Origin of the sequence: Mesorhizobium robiniae, from assembly GCF_040545535.1 — a bacterium.
In the GTDB taxonomy this organism is placed as follows: Bacteria; Pseudomonadota; Alphaproteobacteria; order Rhizobiales; family Rhizobiaceae; genus Mesorhizobium; species Mesorhizobium robiniae.
Window position 1 is genome coordinate 294490 of record NZ_JBEPMC010000002.1, and the last position, 22601, is coordinate 317090.

Below are 22601 nucleotides of genomic sequence, written 5' to 3' on the forward strand. Positions count from 1 at the left end.
CATGTCATTTCAAGCCTGCATCGATATCGGCGGCACCTTCACCGACTGTCTCGTATCCGACGAGTCCGGCCGGATCACGCTCTACAAGGCGCCGACGACGCCGGGTCAGTTCCACAAGGGCTTCATCGACGTGCTGCATGTAGCCGCGCGCGAACTGGGCATGACGGCAGCGGAATTCATCGGCCGTATCGGCATCATCGTGCATGGCTCGACAGTCTCAACCAATGCGCTGGTAGAACGCAAGGTCGCGCGTACCGCCGTGCTCGTGAACGAAGGCCATCTCGACATCCTCGTGCTACGCGAGGGTCCACGCAAAGGCGCGTTCGAATGGCAACTCGATTATCCCGAGCCCTATATCAGTCGTAACCTGACAATGCCGGTGCGCGGCCGCATCGACGCGCGCGGCAAGGAAATCGTACCGTTCGAGAACGACGATGTCGTCGCCGCCGTCCGGAAATTCCGCAAGCTCGGCGTCGAAGCGATCGCCGTCGGCTTTCTGTGGTCGGTCGTCAACCCGGCGCATGAGCTGCGTGCTCGCGACATCATCCACCGCGAGTGGCCGGAGGTCGCTGTTACGCTCAGCCATGAGATCAACCCGATGCCGCGCGAATACAAGCGCATCATCGCTGCCGTCATCGACGCCTCGATCAGCCCGATCGTCAGCACTTACATCAAAGCGCTGGAAGGCGCGCTCACCGCCGAAGGTTTCGGCGGCCAGCTGCTGCTCGCCAATTGCGTCGGCGGCATGATGCCGGTTCCCGACATGATCAAGCGTCCGATCTACAGCGTCATGTCGGGCCCGACCTTGGCCCCTATGGCGGCCCTGGCGCTCACCGAGGAGCCGGACGTCATAGTCGGCGACATGGGCGGGACCACCTTCGATGTCTCGGCGCTGCGCAACCATCAGCTCATCGTCACGCCGGACTCCATGATCCATGATGATTCGCTCGGCATCCCCAAGGTCGATGTCCGTTCGGTGGGCGCTGGCGGCGGTTCTATCGCTTCGGTCGATCAGGGCGGACTGCTGCATGTCGGCCCGCGCAGCGCCGGCGCCTGGCCCGGTCCGGCCTGTTACGGCAATGGCAACGAGGACGCGACCGTCACCGATGCCAATGTCGTGCTCGGCATCATCGACCCGGACTTCTTCCTGGGCGGCCGTATCAAGCTCGACCGCAAGCTAGCCGAGGCCGCCGTGCAGCGCATCGCCGACCGACTCGGCATCGACCTGCTGCCGGCCGCACACGCGATTCACACCACCAGCAATCACAACATGGTGGCAGCGATCGAGGAGATCACCATTCGCGAAGGCATCAATCCGCGCGAAAGCTACTTTGTCTGCGGTGGCGGTGCGACCCCCTGCCATATCGCCGACATGGCCGATATCCTGCAGCTCAAACGCTACATGATACCGCGCTATGTCGCTGGTCTCAGTGCCTTCGGCGGCCTCATCTCCGATATCCGCTGGGAGCAGAGCGGGGTTGCTCCGACCGACAGCAAGCGCTTCGATCCTGATGCGGTCAACGCGATGCTCGACCGCCTCCAGGCCGAGGGCGAACGCTTCCTCGAGGGCGCCGGCATCCCGAAGGCGCAGCGGCAATACGAGTTCTCCTTCATGGGCCGCTACGAGTATCAATCCTGGGAAATCTCGGTGGATTTCAACCGCGATAAGCCAATTTCGCATGACGACCTGCCCAAACTGGTCGAGGATTTCCACAAGATGCACGAACGCATCTACTCGATCCGCGCCGACAAGGACGTGGTCGAGTTCATCACCTGGAAAGTGCGGGCGATCGGCCATAGGCCGGAACAGAATCTCTACCGCGAGTTTCGTTTCGAACCGCAGAAAACGGCGCCGGTGCAGAAGGCCCGGCGTGCACTCTATCTGCATGAGCGCGGCGACGCCGTCGACGTCCCGGTATTCGATGGACAGACAATCGGCGCAGGCGCGAGTTTTACCGGTCCATGCCTGATCGAAACGCCGACATTCACCGCGATGCTCAAGGACGGACACAGGGCTCAAACAGACGAATACGGAAACTTTCTGGTCGAGGTCGCTTGATGGACAGCCCTACCGTGAAGGACGATATGATGGATGAGATGACTGCGAAAAGCGCAAAGCGGAGCGATCCGCTGCTGATGTCGGTGCTGAAAAGCCGCTTCGAGGCGATCGTGCGCGAGATGACGCTTGTCGTGATGCGCGCCAGCCGTTCGGCGGTCATCAAGAATGCGCGCGATTTCAGTTGCGCCATCCTCACCTACGACCACCGCATCGTCTCGACAGAGAACGCGTTGCCGATCCATGTCGCCTCGATGGATCTGGTGACGAAGCCGATCACCGAGCTTTTCGACGATATTCGGCCGGGTGACATCTTCATCAACAACTCGCCCTATCACGGAAGCACGCACCACGCCGACTTCACCCTGTGCATGCCGGTGTTCTTCGACGGCGAGCCGCTGTTTTGGGCGATGGCGCTGTCGCATCACGCCGACACCGGAGCGCCGGTGCCGACCACCTACCTGCCCTTCGCGAAAACGATCTACGAAGAGGGCATCCATTTCCCCTGCGTGCGCATGATGCGTGACTACAAGGAGATCGACGACGTCATCCGTATCGGCCTGACGCGTAACCGCGTACCGGAATTGTGGCTCGGCGATCTGAGGGCGCAGATCGGCGCCTGCAGGACGGCCGAGCGCCGGCTTGGCGAGTTGCTGGCCAAATATGGCCGCGACGGAATTATCACCTATGTCGAAGACTGGTTCGAATACGGCCGCACGATGGCCATCGCAGAGATCAAGAAGCTGCCGGCTGGCACATACCGTTACCAGACCCGCCATGATCCGGTGCCCGGCGTCGCCGACGACGGCATCCCGGTGTGCGTCGAAGTCACCGTCGATCCGGTCGAGGGCATGATCACGGTCGACGTGCGCGACAATATCGACAACGTGCCTGGCGGCCTCAACCTGACCGAGAACACCTGCACCGGCTCCTGCCGGATGGCCGTCTTCAACAATATCGACGCCTCGATCCCACACAACCACGGTAGCGCCAGCCGGATCAAGGTGCTGATGCGCGAAGGCAGCGCCATCGGCAAACCACGTTATCCCGTCGGCACGTCGGTTGCGACCACCAATGTCAACGATCGACTGATCTCGGCCGGAAGCTGCGCCTTCTCCGAAATGGGCGCCCCGTTCGGCCAGGCGGAAGGCGGAGGCCACCTGCCGGTCGGTGTCGGCGTCGTCTCAGGCTTCGATCCGTTCAAGGACGGCCAGCCCTATGTGAACCAGGTCTTTGTCGGGTATGCCGGCAGTGGCGCGCGCCATGGTTATGACGGGTGGCTGACCTACTGCGGCCCTGCGAACGGCGGCATGATCAACCTCGATTCCGTTGAGGTCGATGAGGCTATGTACCCGTTCGTCATCGAGTCGCGCGGCGTCGAAAAGGACACGCAAGGCTTTGGCGAATTCGAAGGCTCTCCCGGGGTCGGCGGAGTGTTTTATCCGGTCGATCACGACATGACCCTGGTCTACGCCGCCGACGGCACCACCTTCCCCCCACGGGGCGTGCTTGGCGGCCATGCCGCCTCGCCGACACGCAGCGAAAAGCGTCTTTCCGATGGCACTGTCGCGACGCTGCCTGCCTTCAACGCCGAAATCTGCGAGCAGGGACAGAAGCTGATGTTCCTGGCTTCGGGCGGCGGCGGTTACGGCGACCCAAAAGCGCGGGCGCCCGAGCGGGTGGTGCGCAGCATCAATCGCGGCTGGCTCAGCCCTGAGAAGGCGGTCGAGGTCTATGGCGTCAGCGTCAGCTTCGACGACGCGAAGGCGGAATATGTGCTGAGTTCCGCGCAATAGAAGTCTCGAGGGGGTGCCGCGGATGTACCTCCACGCGTAGCGAGATTCCATGCCTCCCCCGTCCGGCGGGGGGGCGGGCTGCGCGAGCCCTCATGGCAACCAGTTAGGATCAAAGACCGCTGCTATCCTCCATCTGGCCCAACGCTGGGGCGGAGTAAACGCTTGAGCTTACACCTGCGATATCATATACCATATATGATATAAGCTTGACGGAGGCTTTCATGGTGCTTTCCAACGCTTCGGCCGACCTCGAAGACGCCGACAAACGTTTTCATTTCCATTCCCAGACAGACCCGGCGCGGCACGCCGAGACCGGCCCGCTGATGATCGTGCGCGGCGAAGGCCCGCATGTGATCGACATCGACGGCAGGAAGTATCTGGACGCGGTGGCGTCCCTGTGGTGCGCGAGCCTGGGATTCAGCAATGCGCGGCTGGCCGCGGCCGGTGCTGCGGCGCTGGAGACGCTGCCCGTCTATCATACATTCAACCATCGCTCGAATCCCTTCGTGGCCGAATTGGCAGCAGAGTTGGCGACAATTGTTCCGATTCCGGGCGGGCGGATGTTCTTCACCGACGGCGGCTCGGAGGCCGTCGACACCATGGTCAAGATGGCTTGGTATTACCATTCGGCGATCGGGCAGCCCGAACGGCGCAAGATCATAGCCAGAACCGGAGCCTTTCACGGGTCGACGGTGATGGCGGCGCGGATCAGCGGTCTCCCGGCGATGCACAAATCCTTCAACCTGCCCGACTGCAACGTAATCCATACCGCCCGGCCGCACTATTATCGGGACGCATTGGAAGGCGAGACGCAGGCCGATTTTTCCGCACGCTTGGCGCGCGAGCTCGATGCCCTCATCCTTGCGGAAGGGCCCGAAACCATCGCCGCCTTCATTGCCGAACCGGTGATGGGCGCGGGCGGGGTCATCGTGCCGCCAGAAGGCTATTTTCCAGCAATTCACGAAGTGGTCAAACGACACGGAATACTCTACCTGTCCGATGAAATCATCTGCGGATTTGGACGGACGGGAAGCTGGTTCGGCTGCGAGACCTTTGGCGTCCAGCCCGACCTCATGTCGATAGCCAAAGGCCTTTCCTCGGGTTATGCGCCGATCGGCGGCGTGGTGGTTTCAGCGCCGGTGTTCGAGGCAATTTCCGAGGAAAGCGGCCGCAACGGCCTGTTCAGTCACGGCTTTACCTATTCTGGCCATCCGGTTTCCGCCGCTATCTCCGTCGAAGCCTTGCGTATCTACAAGGAGATGGATCTCCCGGCAGTATCGAGGTCGCTCGGGCGCAAGCTCGCCGCAGGCCTCCAGCGGATCGCATCGCACCCGCTGGTGGGAGATGTACGCTCGGTAGGCTTCATCGGTGGAGTCGAGCTTGTCGCCGACAAGGCGACGCGGCAATCGTTCCCGGCCGAACTCAAGGTCGGCGCCATGGTCGAGCGCAGGACACGCGCGCATGGTCTGATCGTGCGCAATGTTGGCGACGTCATCGCCATCTGTCCGCCCTACATCGTCACCGAAGACGAGGTAGAATTTCTCGTTACTCGCCTCGCGCGCGCGCTGGACGACGTGCACGCCGAGTTGCAGACCGGGTAGAGCGACCAAAGCCGACCTGAATTCACCCCTGGATGAATCGGTCGAGCACGTTGCGGGTGATCCGCTGCGTGAACGGATCGCCGCGCTTCAGGCCCATGACCCATTCGCAGGTTGCGGCCGTCACCACTTCGCCTTTGCCGCGGGTCATGTGCACCATCATGCCCGACCCGTATTTGTAGCGCGCCAAACCTTCAGGCGTGATCTCGCCCGTCACGCATTTGACGAGGCCTTCATGATCGCTGCTGCGCACATAGTAGCGAAAGCCTTCGCCATCCGGCTCGTCTTCGGCCAGCACGGCAGGCGCCATGGCAAGTATCTGGATCGTCTCCGGCTGCCCTTCGACCGGCACCGGGTAGGGCAGGCCATGGCGAAACGTATAGTCGAGCCCATCGACTTCGTAGGCGAATATACGCTCCTTGTCGCCGAAGATGTCGGCATAGTGGAGGCCGGTGCCTTCAAAGACCCAATGCTCGGGCCGGTAGACGGTAAAACCTTTCTGACCGTGCGGCGCAAAGCCGCCCCAGGACGCATAGACGCCATGCAGGCCGTTAACCCCAACCGTGGAAGCGCCGGGCCAGCACACGTCCTTGTCTTCCCACGCGGTGGTGAGCAAATGCGCATTCTCGGTCCCACTGACCGGATCGTCGTCGATCGCCTTGAACTTGTAGCAATGCTGGCTCTTGCCATCGTCCTCCAGCCTGATCTGCCAGAGGAAATTCGCGCCGAACCGCGCCAGGTGGCCGCCGCGATCGACATAGGATTCAATCGCAACACGCATTTCGCGGGTCCAGTATTCGTCATGGCCGACGATCGTCACGCATGGATAGGCATCGAGAAGTTCCGGACGGTAATGCAAGTCCGTCTGCGTGATCATGTCGAGCGCATAGCCTTCTTTCTCGGCCCAGAGCACGAAGTGCCGGTCGAACTGCGCCCAGCCGGCGGCCGCATAGTATTGGCCGAAGCCGTTGGCAAAGGCCCATTCCTTCATTGGGTAACGGGGCGCGTCGCCCATCTCCGGCAATGGATCGGCGCAGATGCGCGGCGCACCGGCCGGCAACCAGACGATGCCGCGCGTCCATGGACGCTGCGTGCTCAGTACCGGCGACGGCAGATTGCGCTCGGGCCCGACTATGCCGAAATAATGATTGGCGCCGCCAAAGTCGTTGTAGGCGGTCCATGTGCCTGTCGGCAGCACCATCAAAATCCTGGCGCGGCGGGTCTTCTCCGTCGGCCGCACGACAAAGAAATGATGCTGGACGAATTTGCCGCCATTCGCCCGCGCGCAAGTGGAGACCACGCGGTAGAACCCAGAGCGCAGATCATTCGGCAGCTTCCAGCGATGGCTGACCGGCCAGCCGCAACCGTTGCGGTAGGCAGCCTCTGGGGTCGGCGAGAATACGCCCTCGATGGCTTCCGCCTTGTAGACGGCCTCGGGCTCGAAGCCGTCGCGGTAGATTTCGAGCGTCCAGTCCGGAGCTGTGCTGCTTGAGTGAAAAACCACCTCGTCGCCGGGATCATAGGATATCGCGTCGGTGTAGCTGTAGACCTCGGGCAGCGCCGGGTCGTCACGCGGGGCTTCGTACCAGGGCTTGCTGTGCCAATGGTCGTCCGCATGCATGGGCCGCGCGACGCGCGGCGCAATATTGAGGGAGCCCAGTTCGGGGGGGAGAAAGGGGATGTTTGTCGACATACGATATCCCTAGTGTTGTGGTGCGTCCTTCGGGGCTCGCTGGCTCGCACTCAGGATGAAGGCGGGTGTGCTGTGATCTCTACGCTGAGGGCAGCCTGAACTTGTCGATGCGGGAACCTCGGAGGCCGCACACATCGGATCGTGGCAACCATCGCTTACAGCCCGTATGAAACGAGCTGGCCTGGAAGGCCAAGCGTTACCCAGAGCCTACCGTCATGGACGCAGCAATTGGTCGGATCGCTGCCGGGACCGGTTTCGATCATGTCGAGCACGCGTCCGGCCGTGTCGAGGATTGCGATCTGGTCGCCGCCGCTACCGGTGAGAAAAAGGCGGTCCTCGTGGAACACCATGCCATCGGGATTGAAGGTGTCACCCAGCCGGCACCACTCCTCCATCGCGCCGACGCGCCCATGGTCCCAGGGAAAACGCACGACCCTGTGCTCCATGGTGATGCCGACCAGCAACGAGCCGTCCGGGTGGAAGACCAGGCCGTTCGGGAATCCGGTCATCGGCGCCAACAGGCGCACCTTCGCGTCGGCGCCCACGGCAAGCAGCTGGCCGCCATGGTAGGCTCCATCGTCGACCCCAAGCACTTCCCAGTTCTGCGGGTCGGTGAAGATGATTTCACCCTCCGGGGAGAAGACCAGGTCGTTTGGTCGCGACGGCTTTGCGCCGGGCAGATCAACCGCGACATCGCTCCAACTCCCATCTGACTTCACACATTGGATGCAGCCGGGGATCTGCGGATCGGTGTAGTTGAGCTGTTCCAGCGAGAGCGGCGCGATGCCACCATTGTTAGTGATGTACAGGTTGTTGTCGTTGCCGAGACGCATGCCGTTTGGGGCGCCCGGCAGCGTGGCGAGTTCGCGCACATGACCGTCGCGGAACGCCCTGATCTTGGCGTGCAGCAGATCGACGAAGGCGATCGATCCATCCGCGAGCGCCACCGGTCCCTCGGGAAAACCTAATCCGGTCGCGTGGATTTCCTGCTTCCAGCTCATTGTTTTAGCCTCCCTACCCGCTACGCCGCCGCCTCGCCCTTGCGCGCCCGGCCGATCTCGACCCCTATCGCCGCGGTCCCGTCCGGCGCGAGATGGCAGGCAACGAGACGCCCGTCCTCGACGGCGCGGAGCGGCGGCGTAATTAGCCGGCAAATGTCGCGCGCCAGATGGCAACGCGGATGAAAACGGCAGCCGGACGGCACGTTGGCGGGGTTCGGCGGATCCCCCTGGAGCACGATGCGCTTCCAGCCTCGCTGTCGGCGCGCGGCAAGCGTCGGCGCCGCCGACAGCAGCGCCTGCGTGTAGGGGTGCAGCGGCCGCGCCATGATCTGGTCGGCAGGCCCCTGTTCGATGACCGTGCCGAGATACATCACCGCGATTCGGTCGGCGACATGGCCGATCACGTCGAGGTCGTGCGAAATGATGAGATAAGAGATTTTCCGCTTGCGTTGGATAAACAGCAGCAGATTGACGATCTGCGCCTGGATCGATGGATCAAGCGCCGATGTCGGCTCGTCGGCGACGATGATGTCCGGCTCGAGCGCCAGTGCGCGAGCAATGGCGATGCGCTGAAGCTGGCCGCCGGAAAACTGCGGTGGCAGCTTCTGTATGTCTGTATTCTCCATACCGACGAAGGACAGAAGCTCGCGTATGCGCGCCGGCAATCCGGTTCCAAGCCGGATGCCATGGGTGTCGAAGGGTTCCCGCATGATCTCGGCAATGGTCATACGCGAATTCAGCGAGGCGAGCGGATCCTGGAATACCGCCTGCAGACGGCGGCGAACCGGGAGCATTTGCCGGCCGCTCATCCCGGTGATATCGGCGCCGTCGAACAGGATTCGGCCGGCCGTCGGGTTGAGCAGTTTCAGCGCCAGCCGCGCGAGGGTCGACTTGCCACAGCCGCTCTCGCCGACCAACCCCACCGTCTCGCCCTTGCTGACCGCAAGCGACACGCCGGCGACGGCCTGCACGTCGCGCTTGCCGCCACGCTTTTGCGTGAATGTCTTGGTGATGTTTTCGAGTTCGAGAAGCGCCGCCATGGCTCAGGCCCCAACCAACGATGCGGCGTCTGCCGACGCGATCGGATGATGACAGGCAAGCTGGACACCGCCGAACGGCCGCTTCGGTGGCTCGGTGGTGCGGCAGCCATCCTGAACCATCGGACAACGCGGATGAAACCGGCAGGCCGACGGAAAAGCGCCCAATCCCGGTGCGACACCGACAATGGCATTGAGGTCGTGCTTCGGCGTTGTCTCGGAGATCATCGCGCTGGCCATCAGCGCGGCGGTGTAGGGGTGCGCCGGCCGCCGCATGATGGAATCAGCCGGGCCGATTTCTGCGATCCTGCCGGCATACATGACGAGGATCCGGTTCGCGACCTCCGCCACGACGCCCATGTCATGGGTGATCAGGATGATGGTGAGGTCCATCTCGCGCTTGAGTTCGGCCAGCAACTCCAGCATCTGAGCTTTGATCGTGACATCCAGCGCCGTCGTCGGCTCGTCGGCGATCAGCAGGCTGGGCCCGGCGGCCAGCGCCATGGCGATCATGGCGCGCTGGCGCATGCCGCCGCTGATCTCGTGCGGATAGGCGCTGGCGACACGCACCGGGTCGGGGATACGGACACGGTCCAGCATTTCCACGGCCCTCTTGGCCGCATCGGCACGATTGGCGAGACCATGCGCCGTCAGCGCCTCGGCAATCTGATTTCCAATCGGCCAGACCGGATTGAGCGAGCCGAGCGGGTCCTGGTAGATGAGCCCAATCTCACGCCCGCGCGTCTTGCGCAGTTCGGCGTCGGGGCGGTTAAGCAATTCACGATCCTTGAAGCGGATCGAGCCGGATACGAAGGACGTCTGCGGCTGCAGACCTGCGATCGACATACCGGTCAGCGACTTGCCGGAGCCCGACTCGCCGATGATCACGAACGTCTCACCCTGCTCGACATCGAAGGAAATACGATCGACCGCATTGAGTTCGCCGCCCGGGCGTCGAAAGCCGATAGCCAGGTCACGCACCGACAGGATCATACGCCGCGCCTCGATGCCAGCGCGTCGCCGATCAGCGAGAAGGCTGTCGCAGTGATCATGATCATTGTGCCGGGGAAGACCAAATACCACCAGGCCGAACCAAAATAGGAGCGCGAGTCGCGGATCAGCAAGCCCCATTCCGGAGTCGGCGAATTCGCCCCAAGGCCAAGGAAAGAAAGCGCGGTGACGGCAACCAGCGCGTAGCCGATGTCTGTCGTCACGCGGACATTTACCTCCTGCGCGACGAAAGGAATGATGTGGCGGCGCAGGATGGTCAGATCTGAGACCCCGAGCGCGCGTGCGGCTTCGACATGCGGGCGCTCGCGCAGCCGCAACACCTCGCCGCGCACCAGACGGGCATAGCCCGGCCACCAGATGATGGCGAGCGACAGCGCGACGCTGTCGAGGCCACGCCCGATGGAAGCAGCGACTGCGAGTGCCAAGACCAGGGCGGGAAAACCAAAGAACAAATCGACGATGCGCATGAGGAGATTGTCGACCCAGCCGCGCGCCATGCCGGAGACCGCGCCATAGACCACGCCGAACAGGGCAGAGGCGAAGACGATGGCAACCGCCACGCCGAGCGAATAACGGGTGCCGTAGACGACGCGTGAAAAGATGTCGCGGCCGCCCTCGTCGGTGCCGAACCAATGCGCCAGGCTCGGCGGCTTGAGACGATCGGCCATAGCCAGCGCGACCGGATCGTGCGGGGCAATCAAGCCGGGCAGCAATGTGAACGCCGCCAATACGACCACAACCAGCAGCGCCAGCGGCGTCAGAATGCCTTTAGGGCGCGCAAGCCGGTGGCGCTTGAATTCGGTCGAAACGCTCACGAGCCGACACTCTGTACGCGTGGGTCGATGATCGGGTAGAGCAAGTCCATAACGAGGTTGATGATGACGAAGCCGGCTGTCGATACGATGGCCAGCGCGATTACCGGCGAGTAGTCGAACACCTGGAACGACTGGTAGGCGTAGAGGCCAATGCCGGGCCAGTCAAAGATCACCTCGACGAGGATAACCCAGCTTATCATATAGCCGAACTGCATGGTCGTAGCGGTGAGGATGGGGCTTAACGCATTGCGCAGCATGTGTTTGTAAAGGATCGTTCGCGGACCCAGTCCCTTGCCGCGCGCGGTTCGGACATAGAGCCGGCTCTGCTCCTGGATGAGCGCCGCGCGAGACAGCCGCGTGCCCACGGCAAGCAGGTTCACGACGATCGTCAGCGACGGCAGAACGAGATGTTTCACGCTGCCGGCAAAGGCCGAGAGGCTACCCGCAAGTAAGGAGTCGACCAGCATCAAGCCGGTTACGACCGGCGGCGCCGACTCGCGGATTGGAAACCGTGCGCCAAGCGGCAACCAGTGAAGCTTGTAGAAAAAGAAGAACTGCAAGGTCATGCCGAGCCAGAACACGGGTATGCCAGTGCCGATCATGGTCATGAGGCGAATGAACCCGTCGACCATCCCGCCCGGCTTCTTGGCAGCTAGTACGGCAAGTGAAAAACTCGCCCCGAGATAGATGACGAAGCTGACCAGCAGAAGCTCGATGGTCGCCGGGAGATATTGCGCGAGGTCGGCGCTGACGCTGCGCCTCGTACGGATGGAATCGCCGAGATCGCCCCGCACCAGCCCGGCCATGTAGGACACGAACTGCTCGGCCATCGGGCGATCCAGCCCGTGTTCGGTCCTGATCCGCTGCACCGTCGCCTCGGACGCATTCTGGCCGGCCAGGAAGGCGGCAGGGTCGGCGGGAACGACTCGGCTGAGGAAGAAGGTGATGACCGCGACTGCCAGGAGCACGAGCACCCCCCAAGCCAGCCGCTTCATCAAGAAATTCATCATGCCCGTGTCGCTCCGATCGTGCTCAGCCTATTCTTTGCTATACAGTTCCCAGAAGCGGGCGTTGATGTATTCGGCCGGATCGATGCGATAGCCGCCGATGCGGTCGGGCTCCGGAACAACGGTCTTGGGCCGTGCCGTCCAGATGATGGCGTGGGCATCCACGACGATTTCCGCGGCCTGCTTCAGAAGCACCGCACGCTCAGCGGGATCCTCGACGGTGGGCAATTTGGCCACGAGGTCCTGAAGCCTCTGATCGAAGAACTTCCCGGAATTGTAGAAGCCGCCCTTGAGATAATGCGCGGAGAAGAACTTTGTCGCATCCTGCGGACTCAAATTGGCATTGCCGAGGATGAAGCAATTGCTCTTGTCGGTCTTGATGGCGGTAATCGCCTCGACAAAGGGGGCTTCCTCGATCTCGACCGTGACGCCGATCTGGGCCGCCGACGATTGAAGAACCGTGGCGGCGAAGCGGAATTCCGGGAAGCCGGCTGGAACCGAGCATTTCATCGTCGCGTTCGCCAGGCCGGATGCCGCGAGGGCCGCCTTCGCCGCATCGAGGTCGGTCTTGATTTCCGGCGCGCCCTTTTCCGGGCTGCCGGGGAACCATGCCGGTATCGGTCCGCGACCGACTTCGGCCCTGCCCTGAAAGGACTGAACCATGGCGCTGTAATCGAACGCCTTCACCAGCGCGTTGCGGAAGTCCTTGTTGTTGGTCGGCGCGAGATCCATGTTCAGATAGATGGCAGGCCAAGCCCAAAGATTGTTGCCTTCGATCATGTGGAAGCCGCTGGTTCCGCCAATGCGCAGCGCCTCGTCGAGCGGCACGAAATTGGCGAGATCGAATTCGCCGCCTTCAAGTCCGCGCGCCCGGTTGGCACCGTCAGCCACAAAGCGGTCGAGCACACGGTCGAACGGCTTCGCCGGGAATTTGCCCCACCATTTATCGTTGCGCTTGAGTTCGATTTGGGTGCCGCGAGTCCAGGCGACGAACGCGTAGGGACCGGTTCCGTTGGCGTTCTCGCTGAACCAGGCCTCGCCCAGATCGTCTTTGTGCTTGGCGACGTCCTCGTCGGCGATCATTTCGATACGACTGAGATTAGATGCCAGGAACACGGTCGGCGCCTTGGTCTCGATCCTGACCGTCTTAGGGTCGACGACCGTCACGCTGGCGATGTCGTCGACCAGATAGGCCTGCCCCTGGCCGATCTTGAGCAGCCGGTCGAGTGTCGCCTTGACATCGTTGGCGTCGAAGGGGCTGCCATCATGGAAGGTCACGCCCTCGCGCAGCGTGAAGGTCCAGGCAGTGCCTTCCTGCTTCCACTGGGTGGCGAGCGCCGGCAAGAGCTTCGATGGATCATCGAGATCGAAATCGACAAGGCGGTCATAGACATTGCGGGTGACCGTAAACTCCCAATTCACATTGGCCTTGGCAGGGTCGATCGTGCTGGGCTCGCCGGCATCGGCGTAGACGAAGGTAGCAGGATCCTGGGCAAAGGCCGATGCAGCGATGAATGTCGACGTCAGAAGGGTTAGAGCCGTTCCCATGACTTTGGAGAGCATTTTCATCTTCATCCCTCTTTTTTATTCAGCCCAGCCGGGCTTGGCTTGCTGCCACATATATCATATATGATACCACTATCAGCAGCCTTGCAAGCGAATTTCGTACCGGAGGTTTATGGGAATGAGTTCATCGCCGAGCCTCGCGAATGGGCTATCGGAGGCCGAAACACGCCGCCTCAAGGAGCTCTCCCTGTTTGTCCGGACAGAGACTGTGCGGCTGATTTCGATCGCCAAAGTCGGTCACTATTCCTCGGTTTTCTCCTGCGCCGAAATTTTCGCCGTTCTTTACGGCGGGGTCATGCGGCTCATGCGCGCCGAGCCTAAGTGGCCCGGTCGCGACCGCTTCCTGATGGGCAAGGGCCATGCGGCGGTCGGGCTCTTTCCGCTGCTGGCCGAGTGGGATTTCTTCCCAAAGGAATGGCTCGATAGCTACACACGTCTTGGCAGCCCGCTCGGCGATCACCCTGACATGCGCAAGGTGCCGGGCGTCGACTTCAGTTCCGGCTCGATCGGCCACGCGCTGTCGGCCGGCGTCGGTATGGCGCTTGGCGGTCGGCTCAACGGCCAGGATTTCGACGTCTATGTGCTCCTCGGCGATGGCGAGATGCAGGAGGGCCAGGTCTGGGCCGCAGCGATGTCGGCCGCCCACCACCGGCTCAGCCATCTGGTGGCGATCGTCGACCGCAATCGCTACCAGCTCGACGGCACGGTCGAGGACGTCATCGACATCGAACCGCTCGCCGACAAATGGCGCAGCTTCGGCTGGGACGTGCATGATGTCGACGGCCATGACGTTGAGGCCCTGACGCTGCTTTTGCGACGGCTGAAGTCCGAGCAGGTACGCGAAAAGCCGGCCTGCATCATTGCCCATACGATGAAGGGCAAGGGCGTTGGCTTCATGGAAGCTGAACCGGGCTGGCATCTCGGTTTTCTCGCGCCGAGCGACGAAGAGAAGGTCCTGGCCGAAATCAGGGCGAGAGGAGGCTTGCAATGAGCGAGGCGCTCGATCCCGGAAGCTGGCAGTATCGCGGACTGAACGCACGCGCGCCGAGCCTTTCAGTGCTTGCCGACACGCTGAACGAACTCGCCGCCGAAGGTCGCCCGGTCGTCGCGGTGACGGCCGACCTGCAATATTCCAACGGACTGATCGGCTTTGCCCGCAAATATCCGGAGCGGCTGTTCCAGTTCGGCATTTCCGAACAGAATATGGTGTCTGCCGCCGCAGGCTTGGCGACGACCGGACACATGCCTTTTGCCGCGACCTTCGCGTCATTCCTGGCGCTGCTCTGCTGCGAGCAGATCCGTACCGACGTCGCTTATTCGGCTCTGCCTGTCCGGCTGATCGGCCATCATGCCGGGATCAGCCTCGGCTTCTACGGCACCTCGCATCACGCCACCGAAGACCTGGCGATCATGCGCAGCATTGCCGATCTGACCGTGGTCTCGCCGGCCGACGGGGCGCAGTTCGCTGCCGCCATCCGTGCATCGATGACCTGGCCGGAGCCGATCTACTTCCGCATCGCACGCGGCCATGATCCGGTCGTCTACGATAGACCGGCGCTGTTCGAGTTCGGCAAGGCTGTGACCCATCACGAGGGCGCCGACCTCACCATTATCGCCTGCGGCTCGATGGTGCATCCGTCGCTGGACGCGGTGCGCGCATTGCGGGCGGGCGGGCGCGACGTCGGCTTCATCGACATGCACACGATAAAGCCGCTCGACCGGGACGCCGTTATCGCAGCAGCGCGACGTTCACGCTGCCTGATGACGGTCGAGGAGCACAATGTGCTCGGCGGCCTTGGAGGCGCAGTCGCCGAGGTGCTTGGTGACATCGGCGGCGCACCGCGCCTGGTGCGTCATGGCATCATGGACGAGTACAGCCTGATCGCACCGCCGACGCATCTCTATGCCCATTATAGGCTGGATGCTAAGGGTATCGAATCATATGCGATCGAGACCATGTCGAATCGGGGACCTTCGTGAGCATCAAGCCGCTTGCCACCGACAATCTCTCGACCCGGGCCTACACGTCGATCCGCGCCGCCTTGATCGACGGCGATTTTGCACCCGGCGAGCGGCTCGTCATCTACGACATCGCCGAACGCCTCGGCACCAGCGTCACCCCGGTGCGGGAGGCATGCCTTCGCCTGGTCAGCGAGCAGGGGCTGGAGATCCGCTCGGGCCGATTCCTGACAGTGCCCGATCTCGATCTGGGGCGCTATCTGGAAATCCGCAAGATACGGATCGCGCTCGAGGGCCTGGCGACCAGGGAGGGCGCAATCAATGCCACGCCGCAATATGTGGAGCGGCTGGCCGACTGCCACGCGCGGTTCGTCAAGGCGAGCCGTGCGCATGACAATTTCAACTCGATCCGGCTCAATCGCGAATTCCACTTCGGGGTCTACCAGCTTTGCAACATGAAAATGCTGCTCGGACAGATCGAGAACCTATGGGTTTCCATGGGACCGATCCTGAAGGTCTACTACCGCGAACATGCTGACGACCACTATCTGGGCGCCGAGGAGCATGTGAACGTGATGGCGGCTCTCGAAAGGCGCGACGGCGCCGCTGCAAGCGAAGCACTCGTGGGCGATATTGAGCGCGGCGGCGAAGGCATCCTCGCCTATCTCGGCGCCCGGCCGCTTGCCGCCGTTTCCTGACGGCTTTAGCGCCGCGCTATCAGTCGCTCCAATATGCTGTCGATGACACCGAGCGATTCATCAAGAACCTCGGGCGTGTGTGCGAGCGAGAGATAAAGCCGCTTCAACGGCAGCGGCTGGCCTATCAAGCGGTGCTCGATCATCTTCTGCCGGAAAGCGAGGTCAAGCGCGTCGTCATTGCGCAGCAAATCGTCGTAGCGGCTGTAGGCGCCCGAGAAGAAATACAACAGCCACACCGATCCGAAGCCGGCGCTCTGGGCTTCGAGCCCATGCCGCAAAGCGATCGCATCCAAGCCCTTTCGCATGTGCATGCCGAGCGCCGACAACCGTTCGTACGTGCCCTGCTTCGACAATTCCTCGATGGTCGCCAGCACCGCCGCGAGGCTCGATGGCGTTCCGTTGAAGGTGCCGCCCATGAACACCGACCCTTTCCCGGTGCGGCCAACGCATTCCATGATGTCGCGGCGGCCGGCGACGATGCCAATCGGATAGCCGGAGCCGGCCGCCTTGCCGAAGGTGGCCAGGTCGGGCGTGACGCCACAGATCGATTGATAGCCGCCCAAAGCATGACGGAAGCCCGTGATCACCTCATCGAAGATCAGCACGACCTCTTGCTCCCGCGTGATCGTGCGCAGGTCGGACAGAAAAGCATCGGTGGCGATCACCGAACCGATATTGTGGGCAATCGGCTCGACGATAATCGCCGCGACCTCACCGGGATTGGCCTTCAGATAGGCTTCAACAGCGCCTGCGTCGTTGTAGGGCAGGACAATTGTGTGGCGCGCCGTCTCTTCCATGATCCCGTCGCACAAGGGATCGTAGCGGCCAATCGCGCCGGATTCGGACTGGACGTTCATGGCGACGGCGTCATGCCAGCCGTGATAGCCGCCCTGGAATTTTATCACCTTCTTGCGACCTGTGAAGGCACGGGCGATCCTCAGCGCATGGAAGGTCGCCTCCGAACCGCTGCTGCAGAGCGACACAAGTTCGGCGCAGGGAATATTGCGAGCGATGACCTCGCAAGTTTCAACCTCCAGCTGGGTGATGCCGGCGCCGATCAGGTCGATGTCATGCGATACGGCATGAACTCGCGCGGCGATCGCCGGATGGCAGTGGCCGAGCACATTTGCGCCGAAACCACAGTGAAAATCAGTGTAGCGGTTCCCATCCGCATCGAAGAGATAGCAGCCGGAAGCGCGGGTAAAGGCGATCGAGGCGCCAAGCTTGCGACTGGGGCTGAGGTGACCACCGGCCATGACCTTGCTTGCGCGCGCGGCAAGCGCCAGATTCCCGTCGCGGACATTCATTGGCTTCACCCTCTCATGGCACAACAGTCAGGCACGCTTGCGTCTCGTCGGGCGCGGAGTTTCTTCCCGGTCGGAGAAGTCCTTGCCCTCGATCTCGGTGAGATAATCGACGAATTTCCGGCCGCCTTCGATCAGATCCTGCTCAAAGGCCTTGCGCAGGGCCTTCTTGTCGCGCGCCTTCAATGCGCTCAAGACATTGAGATGCTGATGCTGGCCGTCATAGGTCGGGTGGCCGTGAGGGTAGAGGAAGGTCAGCAGCGGTCCGATCTGGATCCACAGCCTTTCCAGCATCTCGATCAGATGCGGCATCTGCGACTTATGGTAGACGGAGAAATGAAAATCGTAATTCGCTTGCAAGGCGGCCGGATAGTCTTTCGTCCGCTCCGCCTCGACGAGCCTGTCATGGGTCGCCGACAATTGCTCGATGAACGAATTGTCGATGTGCGGCAGGGCTTGCTGGGCCGCATAAGGTTCGAGAAGCAGGCGGATGTCCCTGATCTCGAGATATTCCTTCAGGTTGACCCGGCGCACGCGGATGTAATAGCCGGGTTTCATCTCGAGCGCGCCATCCTTGACCAATTGGAACAGCGCCTCGCGCACAGGCGTCTCGCTGGTTCCGAGACTTTGCGCCAGGTCGCGAATCTTGAGGCGGTCGCCAGGGTGGAACCGCGCCGACATCAATTGCTGGCGCAGCCGCAGATAGATCTGGGATGACAGGCTCGTCGTCTGGATTTCGCTCAGTTCCGCCATCGTTGTCCTCGAACCGGTCTCGGCATCCAATCGGCTTGCCGACCAAACCGTCGTTCCGTCAAGCGTGGTTGCCGATATTAACGGCCCATCCACCGGCAATCCCAAAAAAATCCGAGCCTTGGCTCATGCGCGAAGAAAATCGGTGACGAGGTTCATCTGCTGGTCGAGCATGATCTTGCCGCCGATTGTCTTACAGCCGCGCTCCGAGGCCCTGGCAAGCAAACGCGTGACCAGAGGGGTCATGATGACGTCGGCCACCACGGTGGCAGGCGCCAGCCGATCGATATCGACGGGTATGGGATCATCTTCCTTCATGCCAACCGAGGTGGTGTTGACGATAACGTCGAAATCCTCGGCAGCGGCAGGTCCCGCCGTCACATCGCACTTCGGATAGTGCGCGGCAATGGCCTCGGCCAGTGCCTGGCCCTTTCCGCCATCGCGATTGCTGATGCGCAGCTTGCCGGCTCCGGCCTCGGCGAGCGCAAAGGCGACCGCTCGTCCCGCACCTCCGGCTCCAAGCTGGAGGATGCGTTTGCCAGCGGGGTCGACGTCGTTGAGACGCAAGCCGGCGACGAAACCGAGACCATCGGTGTTGTGGCCGATGAGGCGGCCGTCCTTGTCGCGGCGCGTGAAGTTCACCGCCCCGACATTTTTCGCATTCGGCGTGAGTTCATCGAGAAAACGCATCACCTCGATCTTGTGCGGAATTGTCGTGCCGAAACCGATGACGTTTCGCATGTGACGGATCGCGGCGACGACCCCGTTAAGGTCTTCGGGAGCAACATGCAGCGGCGAAGCGGCGACGTTCTTGCCAGTGGATTCGAAATGCGCGTTCAAAACAGCTGGGGCGCGAACATGCCCGATTGGATGCGCAAGCACGAACATGATTTTTGTCTGGCCGGTGATTTGCAAGCTGGTTCTCCACTGAGCCCGAGCCGGCCATCAGCCCGGCAGCAACCCAATCCCATAATTGCCGTAGCGCGCGCCTACCCTTGCCATCTCCTCAGCCGGCAGCAGCACGGGCTCGCCCGCCTGCAGTGCCAGAAGATATTGCCTCGCCAGCGTTTCCAGCTTGACGGTCGCGTTGAAGGCTGCGTCGAGCGTCTTGCCCATCGCGATCATGCCGTGATTGGCAAGGAGGCAGGCGGTCCGGTTCTGCAGCGCCTCGACCGCCGAGGCAGCGAGATCGGCGGTTCCGAATGTCGCATAGCGCGCGCATCTAATGTCCTCCCCGCCGAAACCCGCGACCATGTAGTGGAATGCCGGGATCGGTTTGCGCAGGCATGAGAGTGCCACGCAGGCATCGGCATGCGTGTGGATGACGGCGTTGGCGGCAGGAAAGGCGCGAAGGATCGAGACGTGCATGTGCCATTCGCTGGAAGGTACCCCTTCGCCCGCGACGCTTCCGTCATAGTCGATCTGGACCAGGCGATCGGCACTCATGTTGCCGCTATTACCGCCGGTCGGCGTGATCAGAATCCCATTGCCGGCGCGGCAACTGACGTTTCCCGTGCTGACATGATTGAAGCCCTTGTCCTCCAATCGACGGACGACCGACAAGATCGATTGCTTCAATTCATTCTGGTCGCTCATCTAATTTCCCGCATTCTTCATCGACTCCAGCGTTGGGAGGAACATCTCGACGGGGCCGAGCTTGCCGGATTTGAGGCAAAGCGCGATTGGCCTTTCCTCCTCTGTCGTGGCGCGGGCGATCCCTGGACCCTGATACGATCCGATGCGCAAGCGGTCGATGCCGAGCCGCTCGACGATCGTCCCGGATGTCTCGCCGCCGGCGACGACGAAGCGGCGAACGCCTGCTTCGCGCAAGCGGATCGCCAAGCCGCCGAGTATGGCTTCCGCCAGATGTGCTGCACCGTCGCGGCCATATTTTTCCTGAGCGATACGGACGTCTTCATTTGACGCGGAGGTGGCCAAGGCCACTGGACCGCTTTCGAGATGTTTGCCCGCCCAAGACAGCGCAGCGCCTATCGCACCTTCGGCGCTTTCGATTTTTGTGATGTCGATGCGATACACCGGTCTGGACTGCTCAAAGGCGGCGAGCTGTTCGAGGGTGCGCTCGGCGCAACTGCCGGATAGGACAACCCCTGCTCCATCGACGGCGGGAAGATCCGGTTTTTGTCGTGCCTCGTCGAGCCAGCCGCGCTTCCGCCAAAGTGAGGGATAGTGCTGGGTGATCGGCGAGTTGCCGGTCATCACCTTCCAGTCGAGTGTAAGTGCTGCAATTGCGTCGAGGTCTTCCTCGTAGATGGCGTCGGCGATCATATGGCGAATACCCCGCTCGACCAGATCGTCGGCGTACTCGCGAAGCGCTTGGAAATCGCCCCTGATAAAGCGATGCGGCAGCAGACCGACGCGCGACTTCGTCTGGCGCTGCAGAACGCGGACCAGATCCGGATCGGTCATCGGGGTCAGCGGGTCGAGGCGTTTGGGCGATTCAGAGACGAGTTGGGACCCGACGAACAGGTGTCCGTTGAATACCGAGCGGCCGACTTCCGGCGCCGAAGGGCAAAAGGCGGTCCTGGTTTCGCCGGCCAGTTCAAGGAGCCGGTCGGCGACCGGGCCGATATTGCCCTGGTCAGTCGAATCGAAGGTGGCGCAATATTTGAAAAAAAGCTGGCGAACGCCGACGGCGAGCAGCGCGCGTGCCGCGGCATCGGATTTTCCGACCGCATCGGGAGCCGGAATAACGCGCGTCTTCTGCGCAACCACCATGGCGGGCTGGAGCGGGATTTGAGCCACCATTTCGGGCCGGGTGACAAAGCCGACACCGACGCCGAGCGCGACCAGCATGGAAGCTGTCTCCATGCCGCCGGTAAGATCGTCAGCGATCACGCCAAAAATCGGTTGCATCACTCTCCACACTCTCACGAAGCGAACCGCGTCGACCCGCGCTACGCTTGCCGTCAACTTGCAACGCATTGATACATGATATATCAAATCAGGCAATTGCCTTACAGCCGTGCCGGCGCAATTCCTTTGCCCGGACGACAAAACCGGAGAAGACGCTGATGGACCAGCGGGTCACAGATGTGGATCGTGCCTTGCGTGCTCGGGCCGCCGCCGTCATCCCGGGGGGCATGTGGGGCCATCAGAATGCCGCGCGGCTGCCTGAGGGCTATCCCCAGTATTTTTCGCGCGCCGAAGGCTGCCGCACCTGGGACTCCAAAGGGCGCGAATATATCGACTTCATCTGCGGCTGGGGACCGATGATCCTCGGGTATAACGACACGGACGTTGAGGCGGCGGCAACCGCCCAGCGAAATCGCGGCGACGCCATGAACGGGCCTAGCGAACGGTTGGTCGAACTGGCCGAACTCGTCGTCCAAACCGTGCCGCACGCCGACTGGGCGATGTTCTCCAAGAACGGCACCGACGCCACCACCGCTTGCGTCACCATCGCGCGTGCCGGCACCGGACGACGCAAGGTTCTGCTGGCACGTGGCGCCTACCATGGAGCTATCCCGTGGTGCACGCCCTCCGTCGCCGGCGTGACCGAAGAGGATCGCGCCCACCTCATCTATTTCGACTATAACGATCCGGCGAGCCTCGATACGGCCGTCGAGCAGGCCAAGGGCGATCTCGCCGCCATCATGGTTTCCGCCTTCAAGCATGACCTCGGCAAGGAGCATATTCTGCCAACCGCCGAATTCGCCGAGCGGGCACGGGCACGCGCCGACGAAGCCGGCGCGGCGTTGATCGTCGATGACGTGCGAGCCGGCTTCAGGCTCGACATGGGCGGAAGCTGGGAATTGGTCGGCGTCAGGCCCGACCTCGCCGCCTGGAGCAAGGCGATCGCAAACGGGCACGCGCTTGCAGCGGTGACGGGCAATGACCGGTTCCGCGAGGCCGCCACGAAAATCTTCACGACCGGTTCGTTCTGGACCGCATCCGTGTCGATGGCGGCCGCCATAGCCACGATCAACAAACTGGTAAGGACCGACGCCATCGGCACCATGAAAGCGATGGGGCAGCGGCTGCGCGACGGACTGGACGCGCAGGCAGAGCGCCACGGCCTCAAGTTGCGGCAGAGTGGCCCCGTGCAGATGCCGGTTGTCCTGTTCGAAGACGACGCCGACCGGCGTCTCGGCAACACGTTCTGCCTGAATCTGCTCGAGCGGGGGGTCTACATGCATCCGGCGCACACGATGTTCCTATCGGCCGCGCACACCAAGGCCGACATAGACGCCGCGCTGCAAGCGGCGGATGAATCGCTTGCCGCCGTCGCGCGTCTCTAGGCAAGCCAATGTATGGCGCTGCACGGCATTGACGCTGCCAGACGCGTGTGG

At 62.3% G+C, this 22601-nt stretch carries 19 protein-coding genes; 7 read left to right on the forward strand and 12 right to left on the reverse strand.

Translation table 11 applies throughout. The annotated features are described in order from the left end of the window. The first annotated feature begins 1 nt into the window (after nt 1). The 3 genes from ABID19_RS05770 to ABID19_RS05780 all read left to right on the forward strand — a co-directional run bounded on the left by ABID19_RS05770 (nt 2) and on the right by ABID19_RS05780 (nt 5453). Nucleotides 2-2059, forward strand: coding sequence for a hydantoinase/oxoprolinase family protein (locus tag ABID19_RS05770; protein WP_354488738.1), 2058 nt, complete (start codon nt 2-4; stop codon nt 2057-2059). Continuing rightward, complete coding sequence (locus tag ABID19_RS05775; protein ID WP_354488739.1) at nt 2059-3852, forward strand: hydantoinase B/oxoprolinase family protein; 1794 nt, start codon at nt 2059-2061, stop codon at nt 3850-3852. Before ABID19_RS05770 ends, ABID19_RS05775 begins: the two co-directional genes overlap by 1 nt. A 221-nt stretch (nt 3853-4073) precedes the next feature. Beyond that, on the forward strand, nt 4074-5453 hold the full coding sequence (locus ABID19_RS05780; RefSeq protein WP_354488741.1) for an aminotransferase: 1380 nt from the start codon (nt 4074-4076) through the stop codon (nt 5451-5453). A gap of 22 nt (nt 5454-5475) precedes the next feature. Here the strand turns inward: ABID19_RS05780 and ABID19_RS05785 are convergent, their stop codons facing one another. From ABID19_RS05785 to ABID19_RS05815, 7 genes are all read right to left on the reverse strand, one after another. Continuing rightward, entirely contained in the window at nt 5476-7143 is a 1668-nt protein-coding gene (locus ABID19_RS05785; protein ID WP_354488742.1) for a N,N-dimethylformamidase beta subunit family domain-containing protein, read from the reverse strand. 155 nt (nt 7144-7298) lie between these two features. Then, a complete protein-coding gene (locus tag ABID19_RS05790) occupies nt 7299-8144 on the reverse strand; it encodes an SMP-30/gluconolactonase/LRE family protein (protein ID WP_354488744.1) in 846 nt (281 codons plus the stop codon). A gap of 20 nt (nt 8145-8164) precedes the next feature. After that, on the reverse strand, nt 8165-9184 hold the full coding sequence (locus ABID19_RS05795; RefSeq protein WP_354488746.1) for an ABC transporter ATP-binding protein: 1020 nt from the start codon (nt 9182-9184) through the stop codon (nt 8165-8167). A gap of 3 nt (nt 9185-9187) precedes the next feature. Beyond that, nucleotides 9188-10171, reverse strand: a complete 984-nt coding sequence (locus tag ABID19_RS05800) for an ABC transporter ATP-binding protein (protein ID WP_435528700.1) — start codon at nt 10169-10171, stop codon at nt 9188-9190. After that, nucleotides 10171-10956 carry an ABC transporter permease gene (locus tag ABID19_RS05805; protein ID WP_354489476.1) on the reverse strand — a complete coding sequence of 262 codons (786 nt, stop codon included), beginning with the start codon at nt 10954-10956 and terminating at the stop codon, nt 10171-10173. Before ABID19_RS05805 ends, ABID19_RS05800 begins: the two co-directional genes overlap by 1 nt. 47 nt (nt 10957-11003) lie before the next feature. Next, nucleotides 11004-12017: an ABC transporter permease gene (locus ABID19_RS05810; protein WP_352937268.1), complete on the reverse strand. Its 1014-nt coding sequence runs from the start codon at nt 12015-12017 to the stop codon at nt 11004-11006. 27 nt (nt 12018-12044) lie between these two features. Beyond that, nucleotides 12045-13577, reverse strand: coding sequence for an ABC transporter substrate-binding protein (locus ABID19_RS05815; RefSeq protein ID WP_354488751.1), 1533 nt, complete (start codon nt 13575-13577; stop codon nt 12045-12047). Between the two features lie 121 nt (nt 13578-13698). Between ABID19_RS05815 and ABID19_RS05820 the strand changes: the two genes are divergently transcribed. The 3 genes from ABID19_RS05820 to ABID19_RS05830 are packed head-to-tail and all read left to right on the forward strand — an operon-like array spanning nt 13699 to nt 16237. Further along, a complete protein-coding gene (locus ABID19_RS05820; protein ID WP_354488753.1) occupies nt 13699-14571 on the forward strand; it encodes a transketolase in 873 nt (290 codons plus the stop codon). After that, nucleotides 14568-15560, forward strand: a complete 993-nt coding sequence (locus ABID19_RS05825; protein ID WP_354488754.1) for a transketolase family protein — start codon at nt 14568-14570, stop codon at nt 15558-15560. Before ABID19_RS05820 ends, ABID19_RS05825 begins: the two co-directional genes overlap by 4 nt. Then, nucleotides 15557-16237, forward strand: coding sequence for a GntR family transcriptional regulator (locus ABID19_RS05830; RefSeq protein WP_352937273.1), 681 nt, complete (start codon nt 15557-15559; stop codon nt 16235-16237). The genes ABID19_RS05825 and ABID19_RS05830 overlap by 4 nt, the downstream gene beginning before the upstream one ends. 5 nt (nt 16238-16242) lie before the next feature. Here the strand turns inward: ABID19_RS05830 and ABID19_RS05835 are convergent, their stop codons facing one another. The 5 genes from ABID19_RS05835 to otnK form a co-directional block, all read right to left on the reverse strand. After that, nucleotides 16243-17544, reverse strand: a complete 1302-nt coding sequence (locus ABID19_RS05835; RefSeq protein WP_354488756.1) for an aspartate aminotransferase family protein — start codon at nt 17542-17544, stop codon at nt 16243-16245. Between the two features lie 27 nt (nt 17545-17571). Further along, nucleotides 17572-18294 carry a GntR family transcriptional regulator gene (locus tag ABID19_RS05840; protein WP_354488758.1) on the reverse strand — a complete coding sequence of 241 codons (723 nt, stop codon included), beginning with the start codon at nt 18292-18294 and terminating at the stop codon, nt 17572-17574. 123 nt (nt 18295-18417) lie between these two features. Continuing rightward, complete coding sequence (locus ABID19_RS05845) at nt 18418-19206, reverse strand: shikimate dehydrogenase family protein (protein WP_354488760.1); 789 nt, start codon at nt 19204-19206, stop codon at nt 18418-18420. 30 nt (nt 19207-19236) lie between these two features. Continuing rightward, entirely contained in the window at nt 19237-19887 is a 651-nt protein-coding gene (locus tag ABID19_RS05850) for a class II aldolase/adducin family protein (protein WP_354488762.1), read from the reverse strand. Next, nucleotides 19888-21165 carry a 3-oxo-tetronate kinase gene (gene otnK / locus ABID19_RS05855; RefSeq protein WP_354488764.1) on the reverse strand — a complete coding sequence of 426 codons (1278 nt, stop codon included), beginning with the start codon at nt 21163-21165 and terminating at the stop codon, nt 19888-19890. A gap of 158 nt (nt 21166-21323) precedes the next feature. Here otnK and ABID19_RS05860 point away from each other — a divergent pair, with 158 nt between their 5' ends. Beyond that, nucleotides 21324-22550: an aminotransferase class III-fold pyridoxal phosphate-dependent enzyme gene (locus ABID19_RS05860; protein WP_354488765.1), complete on the forward strand. Its 1227-nt coding sequence runs from the start codon at nt 21324-21326 to the stop codon at nt 22548-22550. The last annotated feature ends 51 nt before the right edge of the window (nt 22551-22601 follow it).